This window comes from Paenibacillus mendelii (assembly GCF_024498075.1).
GTDB classification, from domain to species: domain Bacteria; phylum Bacillota; class Bacilli; order Paenibacillales; family Paenibacillaceae; genus Paenibacillus_Z; species Paenibacillus_Z mendelii.
The window spans coordinates 144,745-170,837 of the sequence record NZ_JANHOF010000005.1; the positions used below are offsets into that span (position 1 = coordinate 144,745).

Here is a 26,093-nt window from a genome sequence, read left to right on the forward strand (position 1 = left end):
ATGGGGAACACAGCAACAGAACGGATAAACACAAGCACAGAGCCTCTCCCGAACTCCAAGCGGATGGCAAGCCGGTTATGGCGATGGCGCAAGCACGCCTCTTGGTTTCAGGTCACGCTCATCGTGTTTCTTACGGCAATCGGATTGTTCATGCTGCTGCCGATTATCTTCTTATTCAATAATGCGTTTAAACCGCTCAATGAGTTATTCCTGTTTCCGCCGACGATCTGGGTGAAGGAACCGACGATGCGTAATTTCGAACGGCTGTTTCTCCATTCCGCAGCGGGAGTCGTACCCTTCACCAGATATTTATTCAACAGCGTCATCGTCGTAGCCCTTACGCTCTTCAGCGTGATTATGGCCAGCACGATGGCTGGCTACGTGCTGGCCAAGCACCGTTTTCATTTCAAGACACTAATCATGTCGCTAATCATGCTATCGCTCATGTTCGCGCCGGAGACGGTATCGATTCCGCGCTACATCATGGTTAGCGGCCTGGGCATGACGAATACCTATTTCGCTCATGTCCTGCCGTTTATCGCGTCGCCGGTGGCGGTATTCCTCATGAAGCAGTTTATCGACCAAGTGCCCGATGCGCTGATCGAAGCCGCCAAGCTGGACGGCGCGGGCGATATGTACATTTTCACCCGCATCATTATCCCGCTCATCGCGCCAGCGGTGGCGACGATTTCGATCATTACCTTCCAGGCCGTGTACCTGGATATGGAAGGCTCCACGTTGTATACGCAGAAGGAAACGATGAAGACGCTTGCGTATTATGTGTCGAGCTTGACCGCCAATTTGCAGAACAGCGTTGCCGGGCAAAGCATTGCGGCAGCCTGTGCGCTGCTGATGTTTATCCCGAACCTGATCATGTTTCTGCTGTTTCAGCGGAAGATGATCCAAACGATGCTGCATTCGGGTGTGAAATAACGTGGGGGGAAGAGAGAGGATGAGGATGAGAAATCGGTTTAATCGTCCGTTCCCCAAAGCGTTGCTGCTGTTATGCATGCTTTGCTTATTCCTTCCGGATACTGTCTCGGCCAAATTGCCGTATAAGACATGGTTTAATGACCAGCAGACCGGACGAATGATTACGACGCAGCCTTTATATGTTCCGGATGGGATCATCGGCTGGGACGGTTTCGAGCTCCCGCTATCTGCACCGAGCGATCTGTTCATCACGAAGGACAACCATGTCTATGTGGCCGACACCGGCAACAACCGGATCGTCGAGCTGGATGAGCAGGGGAAATTCGTGCGCCATATCGGAGAGGCCGATGGGGACGGAATGCTGAACCAGCCGCTGGGGGTATTCGTGACGGAGGAGGGGACGATCTACGTTGCGGATACGGGAAATAACCGGATTGCGGTATTCACGAAGGGCGGCAGGTTTCAGCAAGCTTACGGAAAACCGGAATCACCGCTATTGCCGCAGGAATACTTTTTCGTTCCGAGCAAGCTCGTCGTGGATGTCCGGGGCGTCATGTATATCGTCGTGAAGGACTCCTACCAAGGTCTGCTGCGTTTAGATGCCAAAGGGAAATTCACGGGCTTCTTCGGTTCGAATAAAACAGAGCTGTCGTGGCTCGACCGGCTGAAGCGGGCCGTGCTGAACAAGAAACAGCTCGAGAAGGAAATCGCACGGCGGCCGGGCTCGATCGAGAATGTGGCTCTCACGGGCGAGGGCTTCCTCCTCACAACAAGCTCCGGCTTAAGCGACGGACAATTAAAGAGGCTCAATGCCGGCGGGATGGACGCATTTCAGAATAAAAGGTTTAACGAGTTCCAGCTCTCGGATGCCGGGGTGGATCAGAGCAACTTTCTGTATGGCGTTAACCGCGAGGACGGCGCGATATCGATCTACGATCCACAGGGCAATGTGCTCTTCTATTTCGGGGATACGGATAAAACGGTTCATCAGCTCGGCATTCTCAGCTATCCCTCCAGTCTTGCCGTAAGCAGTGACAACAAGCTGTGGGTATCGGACAGCGCTTCGAATACGATCCAGGTATTCAAACGGACGGCCTTCGGCGAATCGTTCCTCACGGCGGCGAAGCTCTACTATGAAGGGCGTTATAAGGAGAGCAAGCCGTATTGGGAAGAGGTCGCCAAGGAGAACGGGATGATAAACCTGACCTTCGAGGGACTCGGTAAAATATCGCTGCATGAAAAACAATACGAGACAGCGATGGCCCAATTCGAGGATGCCTATAATGCCGCTGGATATTCCGAGGCGTTCTGGAGCGTTCGTTATGAATGGATCAAGCAGTACTTTCTGTATGCTGTGGTTGGATTGGCCCTTGTCTTATGGGGTGGAAGATTGCTGCTGCGCAGGACGTTTGCTTATGCGGAAGGGCGTTCATGGCCGCCGCTGTCTGTACGTTACGGCCGTGAAATGAAGGATGCGCTGTATACGATGCTGCACCCCTATGAAGGCTTCTACCGGCTGAAGGAACGAAAGATTTCTTGGGCGATTCTAGGTCTTATTGTTGTGCTTGCCGCTGGAATTCGGATCGTGTCCGTCTACGGCATGGGTTTTATCTTCCATCCCTATGATTTGAGCCGGGTTAACCTGACCATGTCGCTGGCCACGCTGTTTGCCCCATGGGCGACGTGGATTATCGCGAACTACCTGGTAAGCGCGGTAAAAGGCGGAGAAGGACGCTTGCGCGAGGTGCTGCAGGCGAGCACATTTGCGCTGGTGCCTTACATTGCGCTCATGATTCCCGTCATTGCGCTCTCTCATATTGTCGTGCTGGAAGAACGGATTATCGTCGATTCCATTGAACAAATTTATTGGATTTGGATGCTGGCGCTGTTCTTTATCATGACACAGGTCATTCATAACTTTGATTTCTTAGAAACGGTGAAGAACGTGCTGATCACCTTGTGTACGATCGTGGTCATCTGGATCTTCCTCGTCATCATCGCGGGGCTCGGCTTCAACCTGTTCGACTTCGTGTATCAGATCTTCCGGGAGGTGACCTGAGGTGCCTAAAGTAGAATTACCGCAAGGACCTGCAGGCGCGGGAAGGCAGAGCAGAAGAAGCCGGCTTTGGCCGCGAGGCAGGCGGGGAAGAATGGCGCTGCTGGCAGCAGGCGTATGCGCCGCTATAGTAGTCGTCACCGCGATTGTAGTTGCAAGCAAGCCAGCGCTGCCCGCGCTTTCGGAGATGCAAATCCGGATGCCGGAGCAATCGTTGTTCCCGGTCTATCCGGATGCGGCTTGGTCTCCGGGGGGGACGGATGCAAATGGTTACGCTGAGGCGGCTAGTAACGGGAAGTTCTCGCTGCTCGTTGATCCAGGTACGAGTCAAATCGCCGTACGGGACACTCGCAGCGGGTATGTGTGGCGGAGCAATCCGCCTGCTGAGCAGCTGGAGAAGGAAACCGTAAAGGGGCTGCAGCTGTCGAACCTGCAGTCGCCATTCATTCTCGAGTATATGACGACAGGAAATACGCAGCGCAATATGACGAACGCGCTTGAGCCTAAGCCGGACATTCGATACGACACGTTCGATAAGGGCTTGCAAGCCTCGTATACCTATGAAGAGCTTCAGCTTTCCTTCGTTATCCAGTATGAGCTGACAGGCAGCGGACTGGAAGTTAGCGTCCCGACCCAAGGCATTGAAGAGAACGGCGAGAACTACCTGCTTGCTATCAATGTGCTTCCATTCTTCGGTGCCGTGTCCGGGACGGAGGAGGAGGGATACATGTTCGTGCCTGACGGTCCGGGAGGATTGATCCGATTCGACAAGAAACGGATTGCCGGCGGCGTCCGTTACGACTATCCCATCTATGGGGACGAAATCGCCAATGCCAAATCGCCTTCGATTCCCCGCGAGCAGATCAGCTACCCGGTGTTCGGCTTAAAGCGGGGGGACCATGGTTACGCAGCAATCGTGAAGGAAGGCAAATATTCGACATGGATCAAGGCCGTGCCGGCAGGAATCGTGTCTACTTACCACTCGATTAGCGCTAACTTCGTGTACCGTGAAGAGTACCCGCGTAAGGTGAGCCGGCTCGGGGCGCCGATCAACACGATGCAGAAGGAACGCATTCATCGGGACCGCCGAATCGAATACCGTCTGCTGTCCGGGGAAGAGGCGGATTACACCGGCATGGCCCATTCATACCGTGACTACCTGGAGCAAAGCGGAATGCTCGGGAAACCGCTGGAGTCTGTTACGCATGTACCGCTGCAGCTGTCGGTTATTGGCGGCGCTGCCAAAGTAACCTCGGGCGGCTTGCGTTATGTCCCGATGACCTCATTCAAGCAGGCGGAGAAAATGGCCGGGGAGCTCGCTTCCAGCGGGGTGGAGAAATTACGTCTCATCTATAACGGCTGGCAGCAAGACGGGTTCGTCGAATCCGAACGCCGGTTTCCGATCGAAGCCGAGCTTGGCGGCGAAAGCGGAGCCGCCCGTCTGATCGAAACCGTTCAAGCTCAGGGCGGCGAGGTGTGGTTTGCCGACAACATGGCGGTCATGGACCCGGAGCAAGCCGAGGTTTCTGCCAAAACGGAGGGCATGCGCGGAGTTGACGGCACGGTCGTCTTTAACCGGCAAGGGAAGTTCATGTTGAATCCGGGGACAGCGGTGCGTGCCGCCAAGAAAACCGTTGACACATTCGCAGCATTGGGTGCGGATGGCCTGCTGCTCCAAGGACCCGGGGAATCCGTGTTCCGCGATTATAATAGCGGAGCAGCGCTTGAGCGTGAGGACACGGCGTATTTGTATAACTCATTTCTGGGATACGTACAGAATCGATTCGCCTCGGCGGGTACCGTCCACGGCAACGATTATGCGCTTGCGAACATTGATTTGATAACCGAGCTGCCGACGAGCTCCAGCTATGATGTCATCGTGGATGAGACCGTACCGTTCTACCCGATTGTCCTGCACGGTTCAATCGCTTATACCGCAGCGCCTGGCAATTTGCGTCAGATGCAGGATGAGGAGCTGCTTCGCGCCATAGAATACGGCGCGGTCCCTTATTTCATCCTGACGGAAAGACCGAGCCGCCAATTGATCGGCACAAGCTACGACACGATGCTGTACAGCAGCGAGTTTGCGGTCTGGAAAGAACGGGTAGCGGCTGAATATAAGAAATTTGACCAATTAGCCCATGTGTACAGTCTTCGAATCAGTGATCATCGGAAGATGAGTGAAGGTGTGTTTGTTACAACATACGAAGACGGCACGGAGGTAACGGTTGATTACCAGGCAAATCGGTTCGATGTGGCGAAGGGGGCGGCGAAATGAACACGGATTCAGGCCATATCGTTGAACCTGGCGGCAGCATGCATCCGGCCGGCACCTTACCCGCCGGGGACAGTAACGGGATGGACGACAAACAGCGCCGCAGACGCTATAGGATGTACAGGTGGAGAGATTACGGCGTGGGTTACTTATTTATGCTCCCATGGATCATCGGCTTTGCCGTTCTTGTTGCCTTTCCCGTCGGCTGGTCGCTGTTCAACAGCTTCAACAAGGTACGCATTACACCGGAAGGATTCAAGTTCGATTGGGTGGGCTTGGACAATTATAAGAGAGCCTTTGTCGAGGATAATGTGTATTCGATTCAGCTCATTACCTATTTTCAAGAGATGCTGCTGATGATCCCGCTTATCCTGATTTTTTCCTTCTTCGTATCGCTTCTGCTCAATCAGAAGTTTCCCGGACGCACCGTCGTACGGGCGGTGTTCTTCCTGCCGGTCATCTTCGCCACCGGCCAGGTGCTTACGGAGCTGTTCGTCCAAGGCGCAGGCAAGCTGCCCTTCATCGAGCAGTACAATCTCGAGGGACTCGTCAGAGAGAATGTCGGTCCGCGGATTGCCGAGCCGGTATTGGCCGTATTGAGCAAAGCAGTCATTATTCTCTGGTATTCCGGCGTGCAGATTCTAATCTTTATCGCCGGCTTCCAGACGATTCCGAAAACCATCTATGAAGCTGTGCGGATCGACGGTGCAACGCCATGGGAAAGCTTCTGGAAAATTACGCTTCCTGCGATGGTGCCGTTTATCGGACTGAATGCCGTATTTACGATCGTCGATCTGTTCACGTTTCCGTTCAATCCGGTCATGGATCATGTTCGGGCCAATATGTTTAAGCCGGCCACGGGCTACGGGTATGCAAGTGCCCTGGCATGGATCTACTTTGCCATTATTATCGCGCTGCTTGCCGTCGTGCTCTGGATCACGTACCGGGCGGCTAAGGGAAGGAGGGCGATGCAATGAAAAGCGGCGGATTCACAGCGAAAGCTACGGCTGCCATCAGCCGGTTCAAGCGGGATTCCGAGCAGGCACTTGGCAGCCGCCGGGCGCAGCAGGTGAAGAAAATGCTGCTCGGGCAGCATACCAATGATGGCTGGCTAGCCAAAATCATTATTTTGCTGCTCTTGGCGGTCATCGGATTCTTGTACCTGCAGCCTGTATTCTACATGGTTTCCACGATGCTTAAAACGGTAAGCGACTTGATCGATCCAGTCGTCCAGTGGATTCCGCGTACCGTCAATTGGCAGAACCTGAGCGATGCTTGGCGGGGTTTGCGGTATCCGGAGGCGTTTACGAACACGCTCACGATCGCACTTGTCTGCTCGGCGGCGCAGGTCTGCTCCTGTGCCGTTACCGGCTATGCCTTGGCACGGCTTAAGTTTCCTGGCCGGAATCTAGCTTTCTTTCTCATTATTGTCACGTTTCTCATTCCGCCCCAGATCACGATGATCCCGTTATATGCCATCTACGGGAAACTCGGCTGGTTGAATACGCCTTTTGTCTTTTTTATTCCGGCTATCTTCGCTCAAGGCTTGCGGGGAGCGCTCTTTATCATCATTTTCCGGCAATTCTTTCTGACGCAGCCGAAAGCGCTCGAAGAGGCAGCTAAGATCGACGGCGCATCCTCGTTCCGGTTGTTTTTCCGAATCATGCTGCCGCTCGCACGCTCTGCTTGCCTGGTCGTCTTTCTCTTTTCCTTCATCTGGTATTGGAACATGTACTACGAGCCTTCGATGTTTCTAGGCAAAGATTTCTTGCCCTTATCCCTGAGGCTGAACCTGTTGCAGGAAGAGCTGATGGGGAACACGCAAATCAATTTTAATGCGGGTTTCGGCAAGGATCCAATATCCGAAGGACCGAAGATGGCTGCCGCATTCCTGATCATCATGCCGCCTTTGATCGTGTACATGATTACCCAGCGCTGGTTTACGGAAGGAATTGAACGTACCGGCTTAGTTGAATAAACGCATGCCCATGATCGTGTTCTGAAGGGAGGTGACCGTTTTCGCTAAGGCGTGAGCGGGCAAGGGGGCGCACGACTGCTTTCATGACAGCTTGACCGATGAACAGTGAATTTAAAAAATGGAGGTCTATCAGATGAAAAGGAAAGGTTATGTTTCAGTTGTACTCGCCATTATGCTTATATTTACGGTTGTTCTGTCTGCATGCTCGAAAAATGAACCGAGTAATAGCGGGACCCAAGATTCAGGAGAGGTTAAGCAAACCGGTAACACCCCGAATAATAGCAAGACGAATGACGAACCGGAAGTTGTGCCGGATGAGAAGAAAGAGCCGGTTACCTTAAAGCTGCTGACATGGTTCGTGGGACAATATCAAGCCGAGTTCGATCTGTTTCACAAGAAGTATCCATGGATAACCATTGAACCCCTCGTCGTAGGCGGGGACGATGCGATGATGGAGAAACAGGCTGCTCTGGTAGCTGCCGGAGATTCGGCTGATTTGACCTGGATCCAGGGCTTGAGCACATGGACCAACGAAGGTTTGCTGGAAGACTTGACGCCGTATATCGAGGTCGATAAGACCATTCAGGAAGCGAAAGTATCTGAAGGGTTTCTCGACGCTTTCAAGACAGGGGAAGAAAGATTTGCGATTCCGTTCTCCAAAATCGCCGAATGGATGCTCGTCAATAAAGATCTGTTGAAGAAAAAAGGTATGGAGATGCCGGCGAATGACTGGACCTATGAGGATCTGCTGGAGATGGCTAAGAAAGCGACGGACCCGGCTGCAGGCGAATACGGGATCGCTTATGATGCTTTGTTCTCCCAGCATTTCAAATGGGCGATGCCGGTTGCCAATGGGCACGCAGACAACCTGTACTTCCTGAACAAGGATTTGACACAGAGCGTTGCGCACACGCCTGATGTACTGAACGATATGCGCTGGATCATGGAGCTGACGACCAAATGGAATGTCATCCCGGATGCTGATGAAGCAGCCAAGATGGGCTGGGACCTGAACAACAGCTTCTTGACGGGTAAAGCGTTGTTCACGCTTGGCGCGGACTGGGTCCTGCCAGGCTTGAAGACAGAAGCCAAATTCGAATGGGATGTTCTCCCGATGCCGAAGGGGAAAGTGATGCAAGCAACTACGCAAATCCTTGGCCCGATCGGCATTCTGAAAGCTTCCAAGCATAAAGAAGAAGCGTTCAAATGGCTCAGCTTCCAATTCGAGCTAGAAGCACAAAAGTGGATGATTGAGAATGGTTCGAACACATTTGTCGAGCATCCGGATCTGGATAGTTACATTGACCAAGTTGAGATGTGGAAAGGCAAAAATACGGAAGCGGTCAAGTTATCGACCAAGATGTGCTGTAACATGCCGGGAGCAAACGTACCTGATTTCACAGAATATTTAGCGACAGTCGACAATGCACTCACGGATATGTTCCGAACGGCCAAGGGGGATGTAAACAGCATTATCCCTGCCGTTGAAGCGTGGAACAAGAAGACACTGGAATCCCGCAAGCTGTTAGGCTGGTAAGAACATGAGGGCAGTGCGGGAATAGGCCTTACAGAATGGAATGCTGAAATCGGGGAAGGACGATTCATAGTCCGTCCTGCCGTTGCTGCAACATGGGGTCGATAGAGGAGAAGAAACAAGGAAGCCGCCGGGGATGCCCGGCGGTTTTTCCGTTTCTTCTTGACAGATCGAATATTTAAGGTTCACGCCTACGAATTTATCTATGGTCCCAGGGGGAGCTAGCTGCCATGATTCCCGAAAGAATCCGGATTTATGTCATTAAGGTAAAAAATGGCATTACAGCAGACAGAGTATAGGCGCTGTTCGGAGCCCTCTCACTAGACTTGAGCGCCGTCAGCCACGGCTTGTGCTGTTTCTTTTCATTTGTCCGCTCGTTTCTTTACAGGACTGGACTTGGAGGAATAAGGCGGTATATGTCGAATGAGTAGACATGATGTCAAAACGTAAATTATTATGTCTTACAAGCTTGTTTCTTCTATTATTAATTGGGATTAGAATAATTTGGATCGTCACTCATCATCCACAGGAATCGCCTCCAGCCACCCAGGGACAATTGGACCTGAGAGAATCGAATCTTCTTCATAACGGCACGATCACACTGGATGGGGAGTGGGAATTTTATCCATACAGATTCATCATGGAAGAGGCTAAACCAGAGGGCATGACCACCGAGGACTCTGCGTTCATCCAGGTTCCGGGTAATTGGCAAAGGTCGTTATCGCCGGACGCGGATTCAACCTATGGCTATGGTTCGTACCGGTTGCGAATTCTCGTCGATCCGGATGACGAAAGGCTGTTTAGCATAGACGTTAACGGGATTGCTACTTCATCCAAGCTGTACGTGAACGGCCGTCTGCTTGCCAGCACCGGGCAGCCGGCAGAATCACAACAGACATATAAGCCCGGAAATAGGTTTTATTCAGCTGCTTTCATGTCCGAGGATGGGGAAATCGACGTCGTTATCGAAGCGGCAAACTACGTAAACGGCCAGTTCGGAGGCATTGTCCATTCGGTCAAATTCGGAACAGAAAGGGCCGTTTCCGGAGAATCACGCCTTGCTTTGGCCATGCAGTTCATGGTGATCGTCGTGCTCGCGATCCATGCGATCTACGCGGTTCTCGTCTATCTGTTCGGGGCGCGTGACAAAGTGCTTCTTTCTTTCGCCGTACTTGTACTATGTGCCATGGTGATGGTGCTGACAGATGATGACAAGCTGCTTCAGCAATGGTTACCATTGAACTGGGAGTGGACCATTAAGCTGCAGTATATGGCGTTGATTGGAATCGGGGTGTCACTGCTCAAGTTTGCGCGGGCACAATTGCCGGATTATATGCCGGCAGGTGCATACCGTATTGTACAACTATTAAGTGCAGCAGCCGTTCTATCGATACTCGTCTTGCCACCCTCCGCATTCTTGGCAGTGAGGTTGTATTATTTCCTGATCTTGCTTCTGGCGGTGTCCATCTTTATCCAGCTCACGCTCCGAGTGGTCTTTGCAGGCATCGAGGATATTATCTTCTTGTTATTCGGTGCCATTGCGATCGCGCTGAGCTGTTTGGGTGGACTTCTCAAAAATCAAATATGGTTCGAGATCGGATTTTACCCCGTCGATATACTTGTCGCTTTTCTGGCGGCGGCATCGTTCTGGTTCCGGCGGTATCATCGTTCTGTCGCGCTGACGAAACTGTTGTCTAGTAAGCTTCAGAAGGAAGTGAAGCGCAAGGATGACTTTCTGGCGAATGTATCCCATGAGCTTCGAAACCCGCTTCACGGCATACTCAATATCGCCCAATCTGTATTGGATACGGAGAATAATGGCCTCGTGGAGAAGGATGCCCGGAAGCTGGAGCTCGTCGTGACTGTAGGACGGCGCATGTCGTTCATGCTGAATGATCTGCTCGATCTGACTCTGCTTAAGGAGAAGGGGATCCGGCTGCAGGTTAAGCCCGTACATGTTCAAACGGTCGCTTCAGGTGTAATTGATATGCTTCGTTTCATGACCGAAGACAAATTGATCCGCTTTGATAATCGGATTGCAAGCGCATTCCCTATGGTTATGGCTGATGAGAGCAGACTGATTCAAATTCTGTTCAATCTTCTTCATAACGCGGTCAAATATACGAACGAGGGCGTTATCACTGTCGTGCTCAGGCGGAGGGGGAGATGGCCGTCATCTATATCGAGGACACCGGTATTGGTATGGATGAAGAGCAGCGGAATAAGATATTCGAGCCTTATGAGCAAGGTGACTCGGGAATCACCGCGGTTGGCAGCGGAATCGGGCTGGGCTTAACCATCTGCAAGCAGTTCGTGGAGCTTCATGGAGGGACGATCAAGGTTGATTCCGTCCTGGGCGAAGGCAGCGCGTTCTCTTTCTCGATGAAGCTGTCCGGCGCGGGGCCAGTCACCGACCAAGCGGAGGATCAATTGGAGCGGTCAGGCGATACTGTCCGCGATGAAGTCTACTCCCGCTCCACCGGCGACCTAAATGAATTATCGAATGAGCCCATAATCAAGTCCGATGGCGGAGGACCAACGATCCTGATCGTCGATGATGATTCCGTCAATCGGATTGTACTGAAGAACATACTAACTGCGGATGGCTTCGAGGTTGTCATGGTCAGCAGCGGCAAAGAAGCACTTTCTATTCTGGATTCGAGAGAATGGGATCTGGTTGTTGCCGACGTCATGATGCCTGCGATGTCGGGATATGAGCTAACGCAGCTCATCCGTGAGCGCTTCACATTAGCCGAGCTGCCCATTCTTCTGCTAACCGCCCGCAGCCGGCCTGAGGATTTGCAGACTGGTTTTCTCTCCGGTGCGAATGACTACGTGACGAAACCGATGGACGCTGCCGAGCTGAGGGCACGCGTAAGGGCGCTGACCGAGCTCAAGTATTCCGTGCGCGAACGGTTGCGCTTAGAGGCTGCATGGCTGCAAGCGCAAATAAAGCCTCACTTTTTGTTTAACACCTTAAACACGATCGCTGCATTAGGCGATTTCGATACGAACCGGATGAGAAGTCTTCTTGAAACATTCGGACATTACTTGAAGTCAAGCTTTGACTTCCGCAATTCCGAGCGTCTTGTACCACTTGAACAGGAGCTCCAGCTCGTTCGTTCGTATGTGAACATCGAGCAAGAACGATTCGGCGACCGGCTTCATGTTCGGTGGGAGGTTGCCGGGGGCTTGAAGCTTTACATACCGCCACTAACCATTCAGACGCTGGTCGAGAATGCAGTGAGGCATGGTATTCTGAAGCGTCCAGAGGGTGGTGAAATCCGCATTCGTATTACCAAAATTGCTGAAGGCGCGGAAGTCGTCATAATAGATAACGGAATCGGAATGGATGCACACACGGCAGCAAAATTATTAGACGGTAACCCGAACCCAGGTTCGGGAATCGGACTGCGCAACACCGACAGAAGACTGAAGCAAAGCTACGGCAATAGATTGCAAATACGAAGCCTGCAGGATCAAGGCACGACGGTCGCATTCCGGATCAGGGATTCGGTATGCCCACCTCAGCCGGTTGCCGTAGTAAAGGAGGGTCATGAATGAATGCGATATTGCTTGATGACGAGCCGCTTGCGCTCAGAAGTCTGGAGCATCAGTTGAAACGGTTCGAAGGTGTGAACATCATCGGTACGTTCTCTTTGCCGGCTCATGCGGTCGCGGCGGCGGAAGAGCTGCAGCCGGACGTTGCTTTTATCGATATCGACATGCCGGAGATGAACGGGATTCAAGTCGCCGAGAAGCTGCAGACGATCAATGAGTCAATGGTCATCGTTTTCGTTACTGCCTACGATGAGTATGCTGTGAAGGCTTTCGAATTGAATGCCCTCGACTACGTACTGAAACCGGTGCAGCCGCTGCGTCTTAAGCAGACGGTCGACAGGCTTCAGAAGGAGATATTGAATATCCGCCAAACGCCTTTGATGGTGGAGGAAGAGCCAGAGCCCGTCGTACGCGTGCAGTGTGCGGGGACGATGAACATCTTCGGTCGTGACGGGGAGCCGCTGTCCTGGAGGACCTCCAAGTCTCGCGAATTATTCGCCTACCTGGTGTACAAGAGGGGACAGCCGGTTCGCAAGGAGGCTCTTCTAGAGCTGCTTTGGCCGGACTCAGACGAGAAAAAGGGCTTTACCCATATGTATACGACGATCTATAGGCTTCGCAAAACGTTCGAGGGGGCTTCCTTGAACATACGGCTGCTTAACAGCGGGGATGGATACTGGCTGAGGAATGAAGGCCTTCAAGTGGATACGCAGGAATGGGAGGAAGCGATCGGCAAGCTGCCGCCTTTAACGGCTAAATCTGCGGATGACTATCAACGGCGGTTTGATGCTTATCCGGGCGATTACTTGTGTGAGCATGATTACATCTGGTCACAGGGTGAGCTGGAGCGCCTCCGAAGCTTATGTTACCGTCATGGGATGGAGTTATGCCGCTATTGGACGAATGAAGGTTTTTCTAAAAAGGCGGTTGACATGTACGAGCGGCTTCTGCAGCAATACCCGTATTCCGAAGAAATATACGAAGCTCTCATTGAGCATTTCGTGAATGAAGGCCAACATGCGCTAGCTCAACAGCAATATGATCAGCTCGCGGGCATGATGTGCACGGAATATGATTCCCAGCCGTCGGAATCCGCCAAGCGGCTCCTCAATCGCATTCATCGGGTGATGGAATAAATACATAAGAGTTGAGCAGAAACAATACCTGCTCAGCTCTTTTTTTGTTCATCACCAGCATGGCTTGATCTGTCCAAGCTGATATGACGCGCCTGCAGGCAAGAAGACGAAAGCGGTCATTACAAAAGGAAAAACCGCATACACGTATTCATTGGATAAAGCGAAGGCAGCGAAGCCGATATGGCTTCACCTGAGCAATGGATTCATAAATACGAATGTTTTATAACATCAGCTGTCTCTGCCCCATTAGGGTTAGCCTGATTAAGCAGCAGGCCAGTCCGTGGTATGCTTTTTATTGCAAATATATCTGAAAAATATAGTATAATTACCAAAGTATACGTAATGAATCGAAGGTAGATTGTTAAATTAGAGGGGGAGAATGGATTGAATATTCATTTCTTGGGAACATCAGCTTCGGAGGGATGGCCGTCTCTATTCTGCAGATGCGCGAGCTGCTTGAAAGCTAGGGAGCTGGGCGGCCGCAATATTCGTTCTCGAACCTCCGTGCTCATCGACGGTGTGGTTAAGATCGATTTTCCGCCGGATACGTTCTATCATGTCGTGCGGGATAACATTGATTTGGGCGCGGTGAAGCATCTGCTGTTCACGCATTCGCATCGCGACCACTTTTATCCAGCAGATCTGGAATGCCGTCTGACCCGCTGGTTTGCCCAGAATATCGATCGTGAGTTCCATATCTATGGCGATGAGCTTGTGCTGGCCGGAAGCCGGGCGGTTCTGGCGTCGTCGCAGCAGGCCGGGTTCTTCCATCCCGAGGATCGAATGCATTACCGCATGCTTAAGCCGTTTGTCCCGATTGAGCTTGAGACCGAGAAGGGCACCTACAGGGTGACGGCTCTACTGGCCAACCATGACCGGGAAGAAACCTGTTTATTGTTCTATATCGAGAAAGACGGAAAGGCCTATCTGCATGCGAATGATACCGGCTGGCTGCCGGAAGAAACCTGGGCATGGCTGGAAGGCAAGCGATTGGATATGGCAACCTTCGACTGCACAGGCGGACATGTGCCTGATCGCCCTAAGGGTCAGAGGCCTGGCGGTCATTTGAACATTGATGCGGTTATCGAGATGACGCACATATTCCGGGACAAGAAGATGCTGCACGAGAACAGCCGGGTGTTTGCGACGCATTTCAGCCATGAGATCGGGTTGACCCATGATGAGATGGCGGAAATCTTCAAGCCGCATGGTATCCAGCCTGCCTACGACAGCTTGCGCGTGGATTTGTAACCGGAGGCGGGAGGAAATGAGAAGAAAAGAATCACAATTGATATGGACGAGGTTATTGCATAGTTTATTCCAAAGATCTGGGCAGGTTTAACGGGGAGCTGCAATGAGAATGTGAGATTGAAGAATGAAGGGCTGCTATCTGGAGGATTTGCGGCAGATGACAACAGCCATACGGTTTCGCTCGAGAACCTGTATGGCTATTTGCCGGCATATGGATTATTTAAGACCTCTTAAGCGGTCTCTAACAGCTCGACAATAAAAATACTGGTTTTAATGGTCACGTTGTTTCGATCAAGCTTCACGAAGATCCATTCGCTCGTTCTGTCGATAATCGTGCCTTTCCCTTGGAGCGTCACAACACGTGTTTGATTCAAGATCACTTTAAATGGATACGGTGATGACTCACTTCGAAGTATCTTTCGGGGCATGTATACCATCCTTTACAAATCAATATCTTGTAGGAGTAATCGTATCATGGCTATATTCACTTACGATGTGCAATATATCACAGACAAACCGGTAGACAGGTTCCGCAAAGGGATAATCGTAGACACGAAGAATCAAGCGTGCGACAATAAGAGCAATGTAATCGGATACATTCATACCTATAATCCAAGCTGCTCCAACTAATACTTATAGGAGGTGAAGCTCCGTGATTGAATGGATCAAGTATGACCCGAAGGCGCTTGTCCTCCAGAGTCATACGTTTTACTTAGTAACGGATGGCTCGGACATTGGATATGCGTATCACGCCCGCAATCATATACACGGTTATTTATGGCGGAACAAGAGAGATGAATTGTGCACAGGGATCACACATTACGCTGAAGTCAATCTCCCCTGTGAAGAGTAACCTCGATCATTGGCAGGAGGAACAGATGGAATGAAATGGGGCAAGCTGCCTAATCGGTTATTAAACGAGAATGAATCTCTCATGCATCCCGCCTGTTACATCGTTAACCGGACCTATCCGCTGCATTGGCATGAATTTTACGAATTGGAATTTATCGTCGAGGGTGAAGGAGAGCATCTGCTGAACGGGCAGTCCTACCCGCTTGCCAAAGGCTATCTCTTTCTCGTGACCCCATCCGACTTTCATGAAATCATTCCCGCGAAGGACAAGGCTCTGAAGCTGTACAATGTGAAATTCTCGGAGGAGATGCTCAGTGATTCCTTGCGGAATCTGCTGTTCGTTAATCGTGAATGCTTCATGGCATGCTTCGAGGATGCGGGATTCGATCGGATGAATGCCGAGTTCGTACGATTAATCGAAGAATCGGCTAATCGCGAGATTGGCAGCGAGCTTCTGATGAGGGGCGGACTGGAACGAATATTAATCGATCTGCTGCGGGCCGTTGCAGATGGGCGGCAGGAGCGGACGAGCTCCAAGACCGACAGCTTAATCCAGGAAGCCTTGATCTATATCCATCATCATTACCGGGAGCCCCTGACGCTGGAGAAGGTGTCCGCTCAGTCCGGATTGTCGCCGAACTATTTTAGCGAATGCTTCCACAAAGCGACTGGAAGCTCATTCCGCAGTTATATGCAGTCCTTGCGTCTCCGTGCAGCGATGTCGCTCGTGAGCAGCTCCGAAATATCCGTAACCGAGATCTGCTACAATTGCGGGTTCAACTCCTACACGCATTTTATCCGGGCGTTCAAGAAGAAATACGGGATGGCACCCAACGCCTTTCGTAAATCGATGGTTGGAAGGAATTGAAGGATCGTGAAAAGTAAGTAAACTTGGCAGGAGGGTTATCAATGAATAAGAAACCAATTAAAGGAACAAACCTGCAAGGCTCTACCCTCTGTCTAGGGGGAAGCGGACTGGGAAGCACGTTAACTATGGAGCAGTCCTTCTATCTGATGGATGCTTATGTGGACAGAGGCGGCAATTTAATCGACACCGCGCAGGTGTATGCCAATTGGCTGCCTATCGAGGCAAGCATCAGTGAAAAAACGATTGGTTTATGGATGAAAGCAAGAAAGAACCGCCATGCGATGATTGTGACAACGAAAGGGGGGCATCCGCTGCTGGAATCGATGGATAAGCCACGCTTGTCCCCCGAGGATATCGCGACGGACATCGAAGGAAGCTTGCGTCAGCTGCAGGTGGATACGATTGACATGTATATCCTGCATCGTGACGATGCGAGCCAGCCCGTCGGCGCCATTCTGGAGCCGCTGCATGAGCATCGTCAGGCCGGGAAGATCCGGTACTTCGGATGCTCCAACTGGACCACGCGGCGGATAGAGGAAGCGCAGCGCTATGCGGAAGAACGGGGAATACAAGGATTTACGAGCAATCAAGTGATGTGGAGCCTGGCTGAAGCGGACCCGGCGAATTTCGCCGATCCCACGCTGGTGGCCATGGACGATGAAATGAATCGGCACCACGTTCAGACGGGGCTATGCGCCATGCCGTATTCCGCGCAGGCCCAAGGATTGTTCAGCAAATGGGATTCGGGCGCATACAGCCGCGACGATGAAGCGATAAGTCCGACCTATCGTTCAGCGGCAAATTGGGAGAGATTCGAGCGGGCGAGACAGCTGGCCTCCGAGCTATCCTGCTCCGTCACCCAGATCGCGCTCCGTTATTTGATCGACCAGCCCTTCACCACGCTGCCGATCATAGGCTGCAGGACGCCGGAACAGCTGCAGGACAGTCTGTCCGCCGAAGATATAAGGCTGACGCAGGAGCAATTAGCCTATTTGGATGGGAAGGCTCTTGTGCAGCCGTAAAGGGTATGAATTGTAAAAACGGGAGTAGCGCGTTATCGGCAGTGAAATAACCCCCCGATTTAGTTTGCCATAAGTATGTCCAAACGGTATGCTCGTGTACCTGCTATAAAAATCGCCCTTCCCTTTGCCGGCCGGCAAGAGGGAAGGGCGATTTTCATCTAGCAGCAACGAGTGAAGCAGGATGAATGATTCTGGAGAAGCGTTAGCGGTCGGAAGAACATTCTGCCCGCGCAGCGGCTTGTGACTAATCATGAGTTCAATCCTATAGCTCCGCCATCATCAAATATTGCTCATACACGGTCGTGAAGCCTGCTTCCAGGAGAGCTTGGACAGCAAGCTTGCTGGATTGCGGCAAATTGCTTGTGCTGCGGACGATGGCGGCATCGAACGGTCCGAAAGCGCAGGATAGGGCGAAGCGTACGACATCCCCGGCATCCTCCCGATTCGGAGCAGCTTCGCAATGACTAAGCTCCACAGAGGCCAGGCCGCCATGATCCCCGTAATGACACCTCCGCAGCGCGTATCCAGCAGCATGACCGCTCCTATCATGAATAATAATAGCCTCGCCCCCCGTCCAGTTATACCATTGCGACATCCACGGGATGTTCTCCCTGTAGAAGGACAGACCCGCGACCTCCGCCGGATTGCCCTTCCTGCACGTATATTCCGCCTTCCCAGAGCGGGGAAACGGAATCTGTGCGAATGCGCCTTCCCGGCGCAGGCCGATTAATTCATCCGTCTTGCGGAAGCCGGCATGTTCATAAGCGGCGATCGCACCCGCATTCTTCGTGACGACCTCCAAAGCTGCTGTGTGCACGCCTTCCTCCCGAAGTCTCCGCACCGTCTCCTGCATGAGCGTCTTCGCTATGCCGAGCCCGCGAAATTCCGGCAGCACCCCTGTACCTGCGTTCCATGCCGACTTGCGGCCATGGATCTCCCGCATCCCGATCAGCACGAAGCCTGCCGGCTTACCCGCTATGAAGGCGGCAACGGAGAGCTGAGGCTGGATGCTCGCTTGGCCCAGATAGGCAGTATGAGCGGGAAGCGTACGCGACATATCGGAATAATAACCGGAAAAACCGCCATTCCATAAAGCAAGCGCTTCGTCGAACGTGCAGCTGTTTAAGGTTCTCAGCTCAATCTGAGGTTTCTCCATGGCAGTTGCTCCTCTTCTATCGGTTCTAATGATCAGACCTCGCCCGTTTCATGGAGCGGGATGCGCTTGCCTTGCCGGGAATGTCTGGCATTCAAGCTGCGTGCATATTCGGAAGGCGTCATATCCGTCGACTTCTTGAAATAGCGGGAGAAATAATGGATGCTGCTGAAGCCAAGCAGGTCGGCGATTGCGGTGAAATTATAGGTCTCCTCGCGAATCATAGACTTTGCCTGCTCGATCTTGAGCGTATGGTAATAATCCATAATGCTAAGCCCGGTTTCCTTCTTAAATACGGTTGTGAGCGGCGTTCGGGCAATTCCGAAGTAACGGCCGATCTGGTCGATCGTCAGATTGGCGGCCAGATTCTCCCGCAAATAATGAATGATGCGAGCTGAGAGCTCACGTTCATGGTGTTCCTTAGCAGCTAGCGACAGGCGTATTTCCTGTTCCATACCATGCGCTCTTCGGACCAGCCGAATGAGGAGCGCTTCCAGATTGATCTTAATCATCTGCTCGCTCCCGAACGGAGGCGGGTTTCTCCTCATGAGATCGCCGCCTGGCTTATCCACCGGAGGGTCGAATGCATGCAGGCCTTCTCTTAGAATATTGGCCAGATGCCCGCGCTCTTCATCGTCCAACCGGAAGAACTTCCCCTCGAAGAATGTCATGGCGGAGCCGCCGCATTCGAAGCTGACGATCAGAATATTGGAAGCCACTTTATTGTTCGCCTTCAGGCTGTGGAATTCATTCGGTGAATAGAACACGAGATCGCCCTGTCGCAAATCGAACGTATTGCGGTCGGTTGTGATCGTAATCTCGCCCTTATCCAGATAAAGAAACTCCCAGAAGTCATGACGCTCCCCGGGGTACAGGTAGTCCTTATTCAGCTCATTATAATGAAAGGTGACCAGCTTCTTAATGATGAAATCCTCTTGCAGCACGTACCTTGGAAATTGTCCCATACCCGTTCACCTCAAGTGGATCAGCCTAGCCCCATAATACCGTACATGAATAGCTGGATAAAGAATAATTTCTAACAATATGCAAATTTCAAGACCGATAAGACAAAGACGAGGCGGAACGCTCAACCTTATGATTAGGGCATCAGGACCAGAATGAAAGAGTTGAGAAGGAGGAATGAACCATGAGGAAAATTCGAACTGCCGTAGTGGGTTTAAACATGGGACTTCAGCATGCCTACGCCTATGATAAGGCTGAACGTGCCGATTTGCGATGGGTTGTCGATCTGGATGAGAATCGAGCTGCCCAGGTGGCGGAGGAGCTGGGCTGCGGGTATGCGACAGACTGGACCAAGATCGTAGATGATGTGGATGCGGTAAGTATTTGTACACCCCATCACCTCCATGCGCCGCAATCACTCCAGGCAATTGCCGCAGGCAAGCATGTGCTCTTGGAGAAGCCGATCGCCAATACATTGGAAGATTGCTGGAAAATCATCCATGCTGCGGAGGACAAAGGCGTCACGTTCATGATGGCGTATATCGTCCGCTTCCTGCCTGCCGTTCAGCGGCTGAAGGAGGCGATCGACCGGGAGGAATTCGGCCGGGCGTTCAATGCCAACTGCTGGATTGAAGGTTATATGCCTCCGGCGCCAGGGTCCTGGTTCTCGCGTAAGGAGCAGCTTGGCGGAGGGGTGCTCTTCAGTCATGGATGCCATTATATCGACTTATTAATTTGGCTGCTGGGCAATACGGTGAACGTGGCTTCACTCGGTACGCAGCTCGGAACGGAATGGATGGAAGGGGAAGGCACGGCTCACAGCGTGATGAAGTTCGAGAGCGGCGCACTGGGATACTTGGAGACGAGCTGGGGGATGAAATATGCTTATCGTCCTGATCTGCTGCACGTGCACACGAAGGATGCCCTGCTCATGCTAGATGCTAGTGTTTCTAAGCTGGATGTTATGGATGCAAGCGGACGCAGGACGTTAATAGCCCCAGTGGAAGGGGAGACGGCGGGCTTCAATACACAGGGGGAGATTGAGCATTTTCTTGACTGCATCGAGACCGGCCGGACGCCGGATACGGATGGATACGCTGCCATGAAATCGCATCAAGCGATATGGGCGATGTACGAAGAACAGAACCGGGTGCAGAATTACCCGGGAAATAGTTCTTTAGGCTCGGAGGTAAGCGGGGGATGATCAAAGTAGGCATTATTGGCTGCGGCTTAATGGGGTCGCTGCATGCACGTACGCTGCATGGAATTCCTGGCGTAGCGGTAACGGCGCTTCATAACCGTTCCCGCGGCAAAGCGGAGAGCCTGGCCGCGGAAGTAGGCGCTTCGGTATATGATACCTGGCAAGAGCTGTTGAAGCAGGATGTAGATGCCGTATGGGTGGCTACGCCTGATCATCTGCATGTGGATATATCCAAAGCGGTCCTGGATGCCGGGAAGCATCTGTTTCTCGAAAAGGCGATTGCCACTTCCGTGGCGGATGGCGCAGAGATCGTCGCTGCTGGCGACAGACACCCCGAGCTGAAAGCGATGGTTGGCTATCCGCTTCGCTTCGATCCGGCGTACCGGAAATTGAAGGAATTTCTTTCTAGACCAGATTCAGGAAGAACGCTTCAGGCTTGGGCGCTGCGTACCCATTATCTCGATCCGAAACAGCAGGTCTATGACAAATACCGCGATCAGTATTATGAGACGCCAGCCTGGTACTTCAGCGAAGAGCATGCCAAAGGGCCGATCTTCTCGCATGGATCGCATGATTACGATATGCTGATGTGGCTTTGCGGCGAGATCGAGAGCGTCTTTGCATACGGCGGCACTTACCTGCTTCCGCCGGGAAGCGTTGCCGACGGATTTACGGTGGCGCTGCGCTTCAAGAACGGAGGCGTCGCGAATGTCAGCACGCCTTGGATTACACGTGTTGAGTACGATATGGTGGGCGTTGCCACAGAACGGCTGACCGCGGTCAACAACAATGGCGAAGTGCGGGTCAAGGACGATAACGGCCCGGAAGAGCGGATCGCATTTACGCATAACGATATGTGGGAGCGTCTGAACGGCCATTTCATTGCTTGTATACGTGACGATAAAGAGCCGCTCATCCCGCTTCGGGACGGATTGAAGGCGATCCGTGTGGCGGAAGCTGCATATCGATCCTTGAAGGAGCGGCGCGAGATATTCATAGATTCCATAGAATGAGGGGACGAGCTGAATATGATCAAACTAGCGTGCATGACGCTTCCTTATGCCAATGTGTCGTTGGAAAGAGCACTGGTGGGTATCGCCGGGGCAGGCTATCTATATGTGGCATTTGGTCTCCCCCACGCAGGGGAAGAGGTGCTGGATGAGCAAGATCCGCAAGCCGTTTCCAAGCTGAAGCGTCTGTTTGAACGGTATAAGCTGGAGCCGGTCATGCTGATCGGCACGGAACAGCTGGCACCGGGTCAGCCCATCGAGAGAACTCAGCTGAGGCTGGAAGCAGCCCAAGCCCTAGGCATTAAGGAGGTGCTGTCACTTGGTACATGGGGCTATCGGGAATTTCCTGATATTCCGATACCTGAAGCTGAGATGGTTGAGACCAACAAGAGATTTATCGAGAAGTTTCGCAGAGTTGGCTCGATAGCCGAATCGCTCGGAATTACGGTGACGATCAAACCGCATACGGGCAATACCGCAACGGCCAGGCATATCCGGCAAACGCTTGACGAAATCGGCTGCGAATTCATCAAGGCCAGCTACGACCCCGGGAACGTGCGCTTCTATGAAGGTATCGATCCTGCAGCAGATTTCCCTCTCATTGCCGACCGGACCGTTTCTATAATCGCCAAGGACCACAGCGGCATACGGGCGGAGCACAACTTTCCGCTGCCCGGGGAAGGAGAGGTTGAGTTCAGAGCTTTGTTCCGTTCGTGGAAGGGAGCAGGAAGCGCGGACGGTACCATCGTTGTCGAACGGGTAGATGGTACCGGGGGACCGATGACAACAGAGCAAATCGACCTGCGTCTCGCCCAGGCGCGGACCAATTTGGAGGGCCTTCTACATAAGTCCGGATTATAAGCGTGCAGATAACGGTCAAAGAGAACATGGGAACAAGGGAATATGAAGGCGGAGAACCATTGAGCCAGGAACAGAGTAACAAGCGAGGCCTTGTTACTCTGTTCCTGTTCTTCTGTATTCCGACGGTGTCATCCCGGTGGAACGTTTAAACACCCTGGAGAAATAATGAAAGTCGAGGTAGCCTACAATTTCGGAAATTTTCTTTACCTGCATGTCCGGATGCTGATGAAGCAATTCCTTCGCCTTCTGAATCCGTATATCCGTAAAGTATTCCACGAAGGACTGGTCGCAATGAATGCGGAACAGATTGCAGAGATAGGTGCTGGATATATTGAATTCATCCATGAGGAGAGATAGCGTTAACGGCTCTCCGATGTTGGCGATGATGTAGCCTTGAATACGCTGGAACAGAGCCAGGCGGCTAGTCTCCTCCGGCTGTTCCGCGGTTAGGAACAGCTCCTTGATCCAATCGAAGCAGGCATCGGCAGCTTCCCGGAAGCTCGAAGCCGTGAATAAGATTTCCCGGATGGCATCTTCCGTTTCTCTGAGCTGTACGGGGGATAACTGGAAGAGCTTATGCTCGAAGCATTGGATCACCTTCCGCATATTCATCTCAATGATGAAGGAAGGACAGCCTTCATCATCCCAAGTCTGAAACAGCTTGGCAATGAAAGGGTGGATGTCGGCTTGATTCCGGCTTTCGATCAAGGCGAGAAGATACTTTTCGTCCATGGACGTCAAGGTTGTGTTGGGTGCGAAAGAGACCGAAGGTTCCTCATTCATAAAGAACATTCGGCTTTTTCCAATGATATGCTCCCTTGCGATCGCTCTAGTAAGCGATTTGGCTTCCTCAGGCAGCTCTGACAGAGAGGCGGTGAATCGGCTGATGCCCAGCGTAACCTTGGAACGATCGAGCGTGCACCGGTCCATCAGATAGCGGCCGATGGTCGCCATAGTCTCCTCATGGAAGGCCTGCAGCCCGAATACGAACAGAAGGCCCGTATGGTTCATGTTCGGCAGCATCCAGACCCCTTCGTTATCATTCATCTGCAGCTGAATGCTTCTAATCGTCTGCAGCTCCGATTCCACACGGGACGAGGAGGATAGCGGATTCAGTATCAGCTCACTGCTGCTAATAAGAATCAGAGCATAACAGGAATAGGCAAAGTCGAAGGAATAGTCGTTATTGAAGGTGCTCGTATTCACATTGCCGTATTCTAGAATGGATTGAATAATTTCTTTCTTGCGCTGATAGTGGTTGTTCTGTATATGGGTCTGGGCCGTGTGAATGACATTCAGAATGGCATCGTATTCAATCGGCTTCACCAAATAATCGGACACACTCGCTTTCAATGCTGTCCGGGCATATTCGAACGAAGGATAGCCGCTTACAATAACCACGATAATGAGCGGATAGTCCTCGCGTATTTTCTGGGCAAGCTCAAGTCCATCCATCGATTTCATCCGAATGTCGGTGAAGACCAGATCGGGCAGTACGGATGGGATCAGCTTCAATGCTTTCTCCGCGCTGTAGCATTCCGCGACAATCTCCGGCTTGCTGCTCAATTCCGGGCTGCAAGCGCCAATGACCTCCTTCAGATTCTCCAAAAAGAAGGGCTCGTCGTCTACCAGCATAATTCTCATATCGTTTCCCCTTCCTTAACCATCGTTACGCTTATCGCAATTCGTGTGCCTCTTGACTCCAGGTTGCTTATTTCGTAGGTCATATGACTCTTCCAGAGCAGCTTCAGTCTTGCCAAGGTGCTGACAAGCCCCATTCCTCCGATCGATAAGGAGAGGGGCTCAGCGTCGTTCTCATCTTGTAGGCGGTGGATATAATCCTCCACTCTGCGATGAATCTGGCTCAGCGTATCGCCTTGGAAACCGGCGCCGTCGTCGCAGATCTCAATCGTCCACTGCTCGCCCTGCATATAGCCGCTAAGCTGGATGTGAATCTGATCGATGTCATCCGTCAGTCCGTGCTGAATGCAATTCTCCACAAGCGGCTGCAGCGATAATTTCGGGACTTGAAGGTTCATCATCTCATCTTGTACTTGTATTGTATAGTTGAGGCGATGCAGATGGCGGGACTTCATTAATTCCAGATAGCTGTCCGTAAAGGCGAGTTCATGGGATAACGCCGTCATCTCGGATTCGCTGGATATGGCATAGCGCAAATAGAGGGATAGCTTACGGCTGATCGAAGAGACGGCGGCAGCGTCCTTGCGGTCCGATAAGATCGTCATGACACTGAGCATATTGAATAGAAAATGCGGATTGATCTGTGCCTGCAGCGTTTGAAAGTGAGAGCGAAGCTGCAGCGTCCGGAAGTGCAGCTTATCGTCAATGGAATCCTTGAGCCGCGTATTCATCTTGTGAAAGGAACGCTTCAAGGATTCAATTTCGTTCATCTTATATTTATTCGTAATCGGCAGAGTGCCGTCATCATCTATTCTCGCATTGTCCATCGCGATCTTAAGCGCACTGAGGGGCTGGGTTAGACTGCGGGCCAATAAGTAGAAACATAGCACGGAAAACAGGATGACAAAGAACACGATGCCCGACATGACAAGCCGGAACATCTGCAGCGGCTTGAACAGCTGATCCTTCGGAATTTGCAGCAGGACGGTGAAATCCCCGCGATACGTCTTATCGTTTACCCGATAGGCGTTGCTCGATTTGGATACAGCCTCCGTCGCCCCCGTACTGTTATAGATGACCTGATCATGATGCAGAATAAGTAGGCTTGCTCCGCTGTATTCTTGCAAGTGTACCGTATCAATGATGGATTCCGGACGGATAACCGCCTCGATATAACCCAAGTCGGTTGCATACCACATCAGCTTACGTGTCAAGGAAAGCGCGGGGATGGAATGGTCGCCTCCATGTTCATTACTGGAAAGGGCGACGCCGCCCTTCATCTCATCTGCCGATTCGAAGTTCAAGTCCATTCCGATAATCTGCCGGACGGCCGTATTGCCGACCATCTTCGTGTAGGTAAGACCTGAGTTGGAATACAGGTTAATTTGATCGAATTTATTATATACGGATGAGACGATCATGAGGAAGTTATTGATGGATAGATTGGCTTCATGAGAGCCGCCTTCGGCTTGCTGCTTCTGTGCAAGGAGCTGCCCCATATACCCGGCCACGGTAGTCCGCGTGTTGTCATGCGAATTATAGAATTGGAACGCAATATTATCGAACATGCTAATGTAGCTGTTCAGATTGCTTGTCGTATTCTGGGCAAGCTGCTGGACATGCGTGACGATGTTTTTTTCTATATTGTGTTTGAGATAGAAATACAAAGGAATACTGGCCATTAGCGTAATCGTAATCAGGGTCAAGGAGTAGGTAATAAATAATTTGGTCTTAAAGCTTCGCAATGATCTCACGCTCCTGTACTCCATAGTATCACAAATGACGGAGGCTGCTGTTT

At 51.9% G+C, this 26,093-nt stretch carries 23 protein-coding genes; 18 read left to right on the forward strand and 5 right to left on the reverse strand.

The window, feature by feature from the left end:
• The 11 genes from NNL21_RS18065 to NNL21_RS18115 all read left to right on the forward strand — a co-directional run bounded on the left by NNL21_RS18065 (position 1) and on the right by NNL21_RS18115 (position 14,958).
• Positions 1-933 (forward strand): carbohydrate ABC transporter permease, encoded by a 933-nt coding sequence (locus NNL21_RS18065; RefSeq protein WP_256555318.1) that lies wholly within the window; start codon positions 1-3, stop codon positions 931-933.
• A 19-nt stretch (positions 934-952) separates the two neighbouring features.
• Entirely contained in the window at positions 953-2,992 is a 2,040-nt protein-coding gene (locus NNL21_RS18070) for a YIP1 family protein (RefSeq protein WP_204818613.1), read from the forward strand.
• A gap of 1 nt (position 2,993) precedes the next feature.
• Positions 2,994-5,267, forward strand: coding sequence for a DUF5696 domain-containing protein (locus NNL21_RS18075; protein WP_204818614.1), 2,274 nt, complete (start codon positions 2,994-2,996; stop codon positions 5,265-5,267).
• Positions 5,264-6,241 (forward strand): carbohydrate ABC transporter permease, encoded by a 978-nt coding sequence (locus tag NNL21_RS18080; RefSeq protein ID WP_256555319.1) that lies wholly within the window; start codon positions 5,264-5,266, stop codon positions 6,239-6,241. Before NNL21_RS18075 ends, NNL21_RS18080 begins: the two co-directional genes overlap by 4 nt.
• Positions 6,238-7,242: a carbohydrate ABC transporter permease gene (locus tag NNL21_RS18085; RefSeq protein ID WP_204818615.1), complete on the forward strand. Its 1,005-nt coding sequence runs from the start codon at positions 6,238-6,240 to the stop codon at positions 7,240-7,242. Before NNL21_RS18080 ends, NNL21_RS18085 begins: the two co-directional genes overlap by 4 nt.
• Positions 7,243-7,375: 133 nt before the next feature.
• Positions 7,376-8,779 (forward strand): extracellular solute-binding protein, encoded by a 1,404-nt coding sequence (locus NNL21_RS18090; protein WP_204818616.1) that lies wholly within the window; start codon positions 7,376-7,378, stop codon positions 8,777-8,779.
• A 430-nt stretch (positions 8,780-9,209) separates the two neighbouring features.
• Complete coding sequence (locus NNL21_RS18095) at positions 9,210-11,072, forward strand: sensor histidine kinase (RefSeq protein ID WP_256555320.1); 1,863 nt, start codon at positions 9,210-9,212, stop codon at positions 11,070-11,072.
• Positions 10,973-12,340, forward strand: a complete 1,368-nt coding sequence (locus NNL21_RS18100) for a response regulator (RefSeq protein WP_373567580.1) — start codon at positions 10,973-10,975, stop codon at positions 12,338-12,340. Before NNL21_RS18095 ends, NNL21_RS18100 begins: the two co-directional genes overlap by 100 nt.
• The gene (locus NNL21_RS18105; RefSeq protein ID WP_204818617.1) at positions 12,337-13,473 is read left to right on the forward strand and encodes a response regulator; all 1,137 of its coding nucleotides are present in this window, start codon (positions 12,337-12,339) and stop codon (positions 13,471-13,473) included. The genes NNL21_RS18100 and NNL21_RS18105 overlap by 4 nt, the downstream gene beginning before the upstream one ends.
• 384 nt (positions 13,474-13,857) lie before the next feature.
• The gene (locus NNL21_RS18110) at positions 13,858-14,724 is read left to right on the forward strand and encodes an MBL fold metallo-hydrolase (protein ID WP_204818618.1); all 867 of its coding nucleotides are present in this window, start codon (positions 13,858-13,860) and stop codon (positions 14,722-14,724) included.
• Between the two features lie 111 nt (positions 14,725-14,835).
• Positions 14,836-14,958, forward strand: a complete 123-nt coding sequence (locus NNL21_RS18115) for a hypothetical protein (protein WP_256555321.1) — start codon at positions 14,836-14,838, stop codon at positions 14,956-14,958.
• On the opposite strand, the gene NNL21_RS18120 is transcribed toward NNL21_RS18115, so the two are convergent.
• A complete protein-coding gene (locus NNL21_RS18120; RefSeq protein WP_204818619.1) occupies positions 14,955-15,152 on the reverse strand; it encodes a hypothetical protein in 198 nt (65 codons plus the stop codon). The two genes, NNL21_RS18115 and NNL21_RS18120, sit on opposite strands and share 4 nt — an antisense overlap.
• Before the next feature lie 46 nt (positions 15,153-15,198).
• On the opposite strand from NNL21_RS18120, the gene NNL21_RS18125 reads away from it, so the two are divergent.
• Genes NNL21_RS18125 through NNL21_RS18140 form a run of 4 tightly spaced genes read left to right on the forward strand, consistent with a single transcriptional unit; the run spans position 15,199 to position 17,466 of the window.
• Positions 15,199-15,354 (forward strand): hypothetical protein, encoded by a 156-nt coding sequence (locus NNL21_RS18125; RefSeq protein WP_204818620.1) that lies wholly within the window; start codon positions 15,199-15,201, stop codon positions 15,352-15,354.
• A 22-nt stretch (positions 15,355-15,376) separates the two neighbouring features.
• Positions 15,377-15,577, forward strand: a complete 201-nt coding sequence (locus NNL21_RS18130; RefSeq protein WP_204818621.1) for a hypothetical protein — start codon at positions 15,377-15,379, stop codon at positions 15,575-15,577.
• Positions 15,578-15,607: 30 nt separating this feature from the next.
• Complete coding sequence (locus tag NNL21_RS18135; protein ID WP_204818622.1) at positions 15,608-16,444, forward strand: helix-turn-helix transcriptional regulator; 837 nt, start codon at positions 15,608-15,610, stop codon at positions 16,442-16,444.
• Between the two features lie 41 nt (positions 16,445-16,485).
• Positions 16,486-17,466 carry an aldo/keto reductase gene (locus NNL21_RS18140; protein WP_204818623.1) on the forward strand — a complete coding sequence of 327 codons (981 nt, stop codon included), beginning with the start codon at positions 16,486-16,488 and terminating at the stop codon, positions 17,464-17,466.
• A gap of 262 nt (positions 17,467-17,728) precedes the next feature.
• On the opposite strand, the gene NNL21_RS18145 is transcribed toward NNL21_RS18140, so the two are convergent.
• The gene (locus NNL21_RS18145; protein ID WP_204818624.1) at positions 17,729-18,622 is read right to left on the reverse strand and encodes a GNAT family N-acetyltransferase; all 894 of its coding nucleotides are present in this window, start codon (positions 18,620-18,622) and stop codon (positions 17,729-17,731) included.
• Positions 18,623-18,654: 32 nt separating this feature from the next.
• On the reverse strand, positions 18,655-19,584 hold the full coding sequence (locus tag NNL21_RS18150; protein WP_204818625.1) for an AraC family transcriptional regulator: 930 nt from the start codon (positions 19,582-19,584) through the stop codon (positions 18,655-18,657).
• A gap of 182 nt (positions 19,585-19,766) precedes the next feature.
• Here NNL21_RS18150 and NNL21_RS18155 point away from each other — a divergent pair, with 182 nt between their 5' ends.
• The 3 genes from NNL21_RS18155 to NNL21_RS18165 are packed head-to-tail and all read left to right on the forward strand — an operon-like array spanning position 19,767 to position 22,654.
• Positions 19,767-20,786, forward strand: a complete 1,020-nt coding sequence (locus tag NNL21_RS18155) for a Gfo/Idh/MocA family protein (protein ID WP_204818626.1) — start codon at positions 19,767-19,769, stop codon at positions 20,784-20,786.
• Entirely contained in the window at positions 20,783-21,796 is a 1,014-nt protein-coding gene (locus NNL21_RS18160; RefSeq protein WP_204818627.1) for a Gfo/Idh/MocA family protein, read from the forward strand. Before NNL21_RS18155 ends, NNL21_RS18160 begins: the two co-directional genes overlap by 4 nt.
• Before the next feature lie 15 nt (positions 21,797-21,811).
• Positions 21,812-22,654 (forward strand): sugar phosphate isomerase/epimerase family protein, encoded by an 843-nt coding sequence (locus tag NNL21_RS18165; RefSeq protein ID WP_204818628.1) that lies wholly within the window; start codon positions 21,812-21,814, stop codon positions 22,652-22,654.
• A 93-nt stretch (positions 22,655-22,747) separates the two neighbouring features.
• Here NNL21_RS18165 and NNL21_RS18170 read toward each other — a convergent pair whose 3' ends face one another.
• Both NNL21_RS18170 and NNL21_RS18175 read right to left on the reverse strand, forming a co-directional pair.
• A complete protein-coding gene (locus tag NNL21_RS18170; protein WP_204818629.1) occupies positions 22,748-24,298 on the reverse strand; it encodes a response regulator in 1,551 nt (516 codons plus the stop codon).
• Positions 24,295-26,049 (reverse strand): sensor histidine kinase, encoded by a 1,755-nt coding sequence (locus tag NNL21_RS18175; RefSeq protein ID WP_204818630.1) that lies wholly within the window; start codon positions 26,047-26,049, stop codon positions 24,295-24,297. The genes NNL21_RS18170 and NNL21_RS18175 overlap by 4 nt, the downstream gene beginning before the upstream one ends.
• Positions 26,050-26,093 lie beyond the last annotated feature (44 nt).

Coding starts and splice junctions, on each gene's coding strand:
- NNL21_RS18155 (WP_204818626.1), top strand. CDS start 19,767: ATGAGGAAAATTCGAACTGCCGTAGTGGGTTTAAACATGGGACTTCAG.
- NNL21_RS18105 (WP_204818617.1), top strand. CDS start 12,337: ATGAATGCGATATTGCTTGATGACGAGCCGCTTGCGCTCAGAAGTCTG.
- NNL21_RS18135 (WP_204818622.1), top strand. CDS start 15,608: ATGAAATGGGGCAAGCTGCCTAATCGGTTATTAAACGAGAATGAATCT.
- NNL21_RS18085 (WP_204818615.1), top strand. CDS start 6,238: ATGAAAAGCGGCGGATTCACAGCGAAAGCTACGGCTGCCATCAGCCGG.
- NNL21_RS18065 (WP_256555318.1), top strand. CDS start 1: ATGGGGAACACAGCAACAGAACGGATAAACACAAGCACAGAGCCTCTC.
- NNL21_RS18165 (WP_204818628.1), top strand. CDS start 21,812: ATGATCAAACTAGCGTGCATGACGCTTCCTTATGCCAATGTGTCGTTG.
- NNL21_RS18140 (WP_204818623.1), top strand. CDS start 16,486: ATGAATAAGAAACCAATTAAAGGAACAAACCTGCAAGGCTCTACCCTC.
- NNL21_RS18170 (WP_204818629.1), bottom strand. CDS start 24,298: ATGAGAATTATGCTGGTAGACGACGAGCCCTTCTTTTTGGAGAATCTG.
- NNL21_RS18080 (WP_256555319.1), top strand. CDS start 5,264: ATGAACACGGATTCAGGCCATATCGTTGAACCTGGCGGCAGCATGCAT.
- NNL21_RS18070 (WP_204818613.1), top strand. CDS start 953: ATGAGGATGAGAAATCGGTTTAATCGTCCGTTCCCCAAAGCGTTGCTG.
- NNL21_RS18125 (WP_204818620.1), top strand. CDS start 15,199: ATGGCTATATTCACTTACGATGTGCAATATATCACAGACAAACCGGTA.
- NNL21_RS18150 (WP_204818625.1), bottom strand. CDS start 19,584: ATGGGACAATTTCCAAGGTACGTGCTGCAAGAGGATTTCATCATTAAG.
- NNL21_RS18160 (WP_204818627.1), top strand. CDS start 20,783: ATGATCAAAGTAGGCATTATTGGCTGCGGCTTAATGGGGTCGCTGCAT.
- NNL21_RS18120 (WP_204818619.1), bottom strand. CDS start 15,152: ATGCCCCGAAAGATACTTCGAAGTGAGTCATCACCGTATCCATTTAAA.
- NNL21_RS18095 (WP_256555320.1), top strand. CDS start 9,210: ATGATGTCAAAACGTAAATTATTATGTCTTACAAGCTTGTTTCTTCTA.
- NNL21_RS18145 (WP_204818624.1), bottom strand. CDS start 18,622: ATGGAGAAACCTCAGATTGAGCTGAGAACCTTAAACAGCTGCACGTTC.
- NNL21_RS18090 (WP_204818616.1), top strand. CDS start 7,376: ATGAAAAGGAAAGGTTATGTTTCAGTTGTACTCGCCATTATGCTTATA.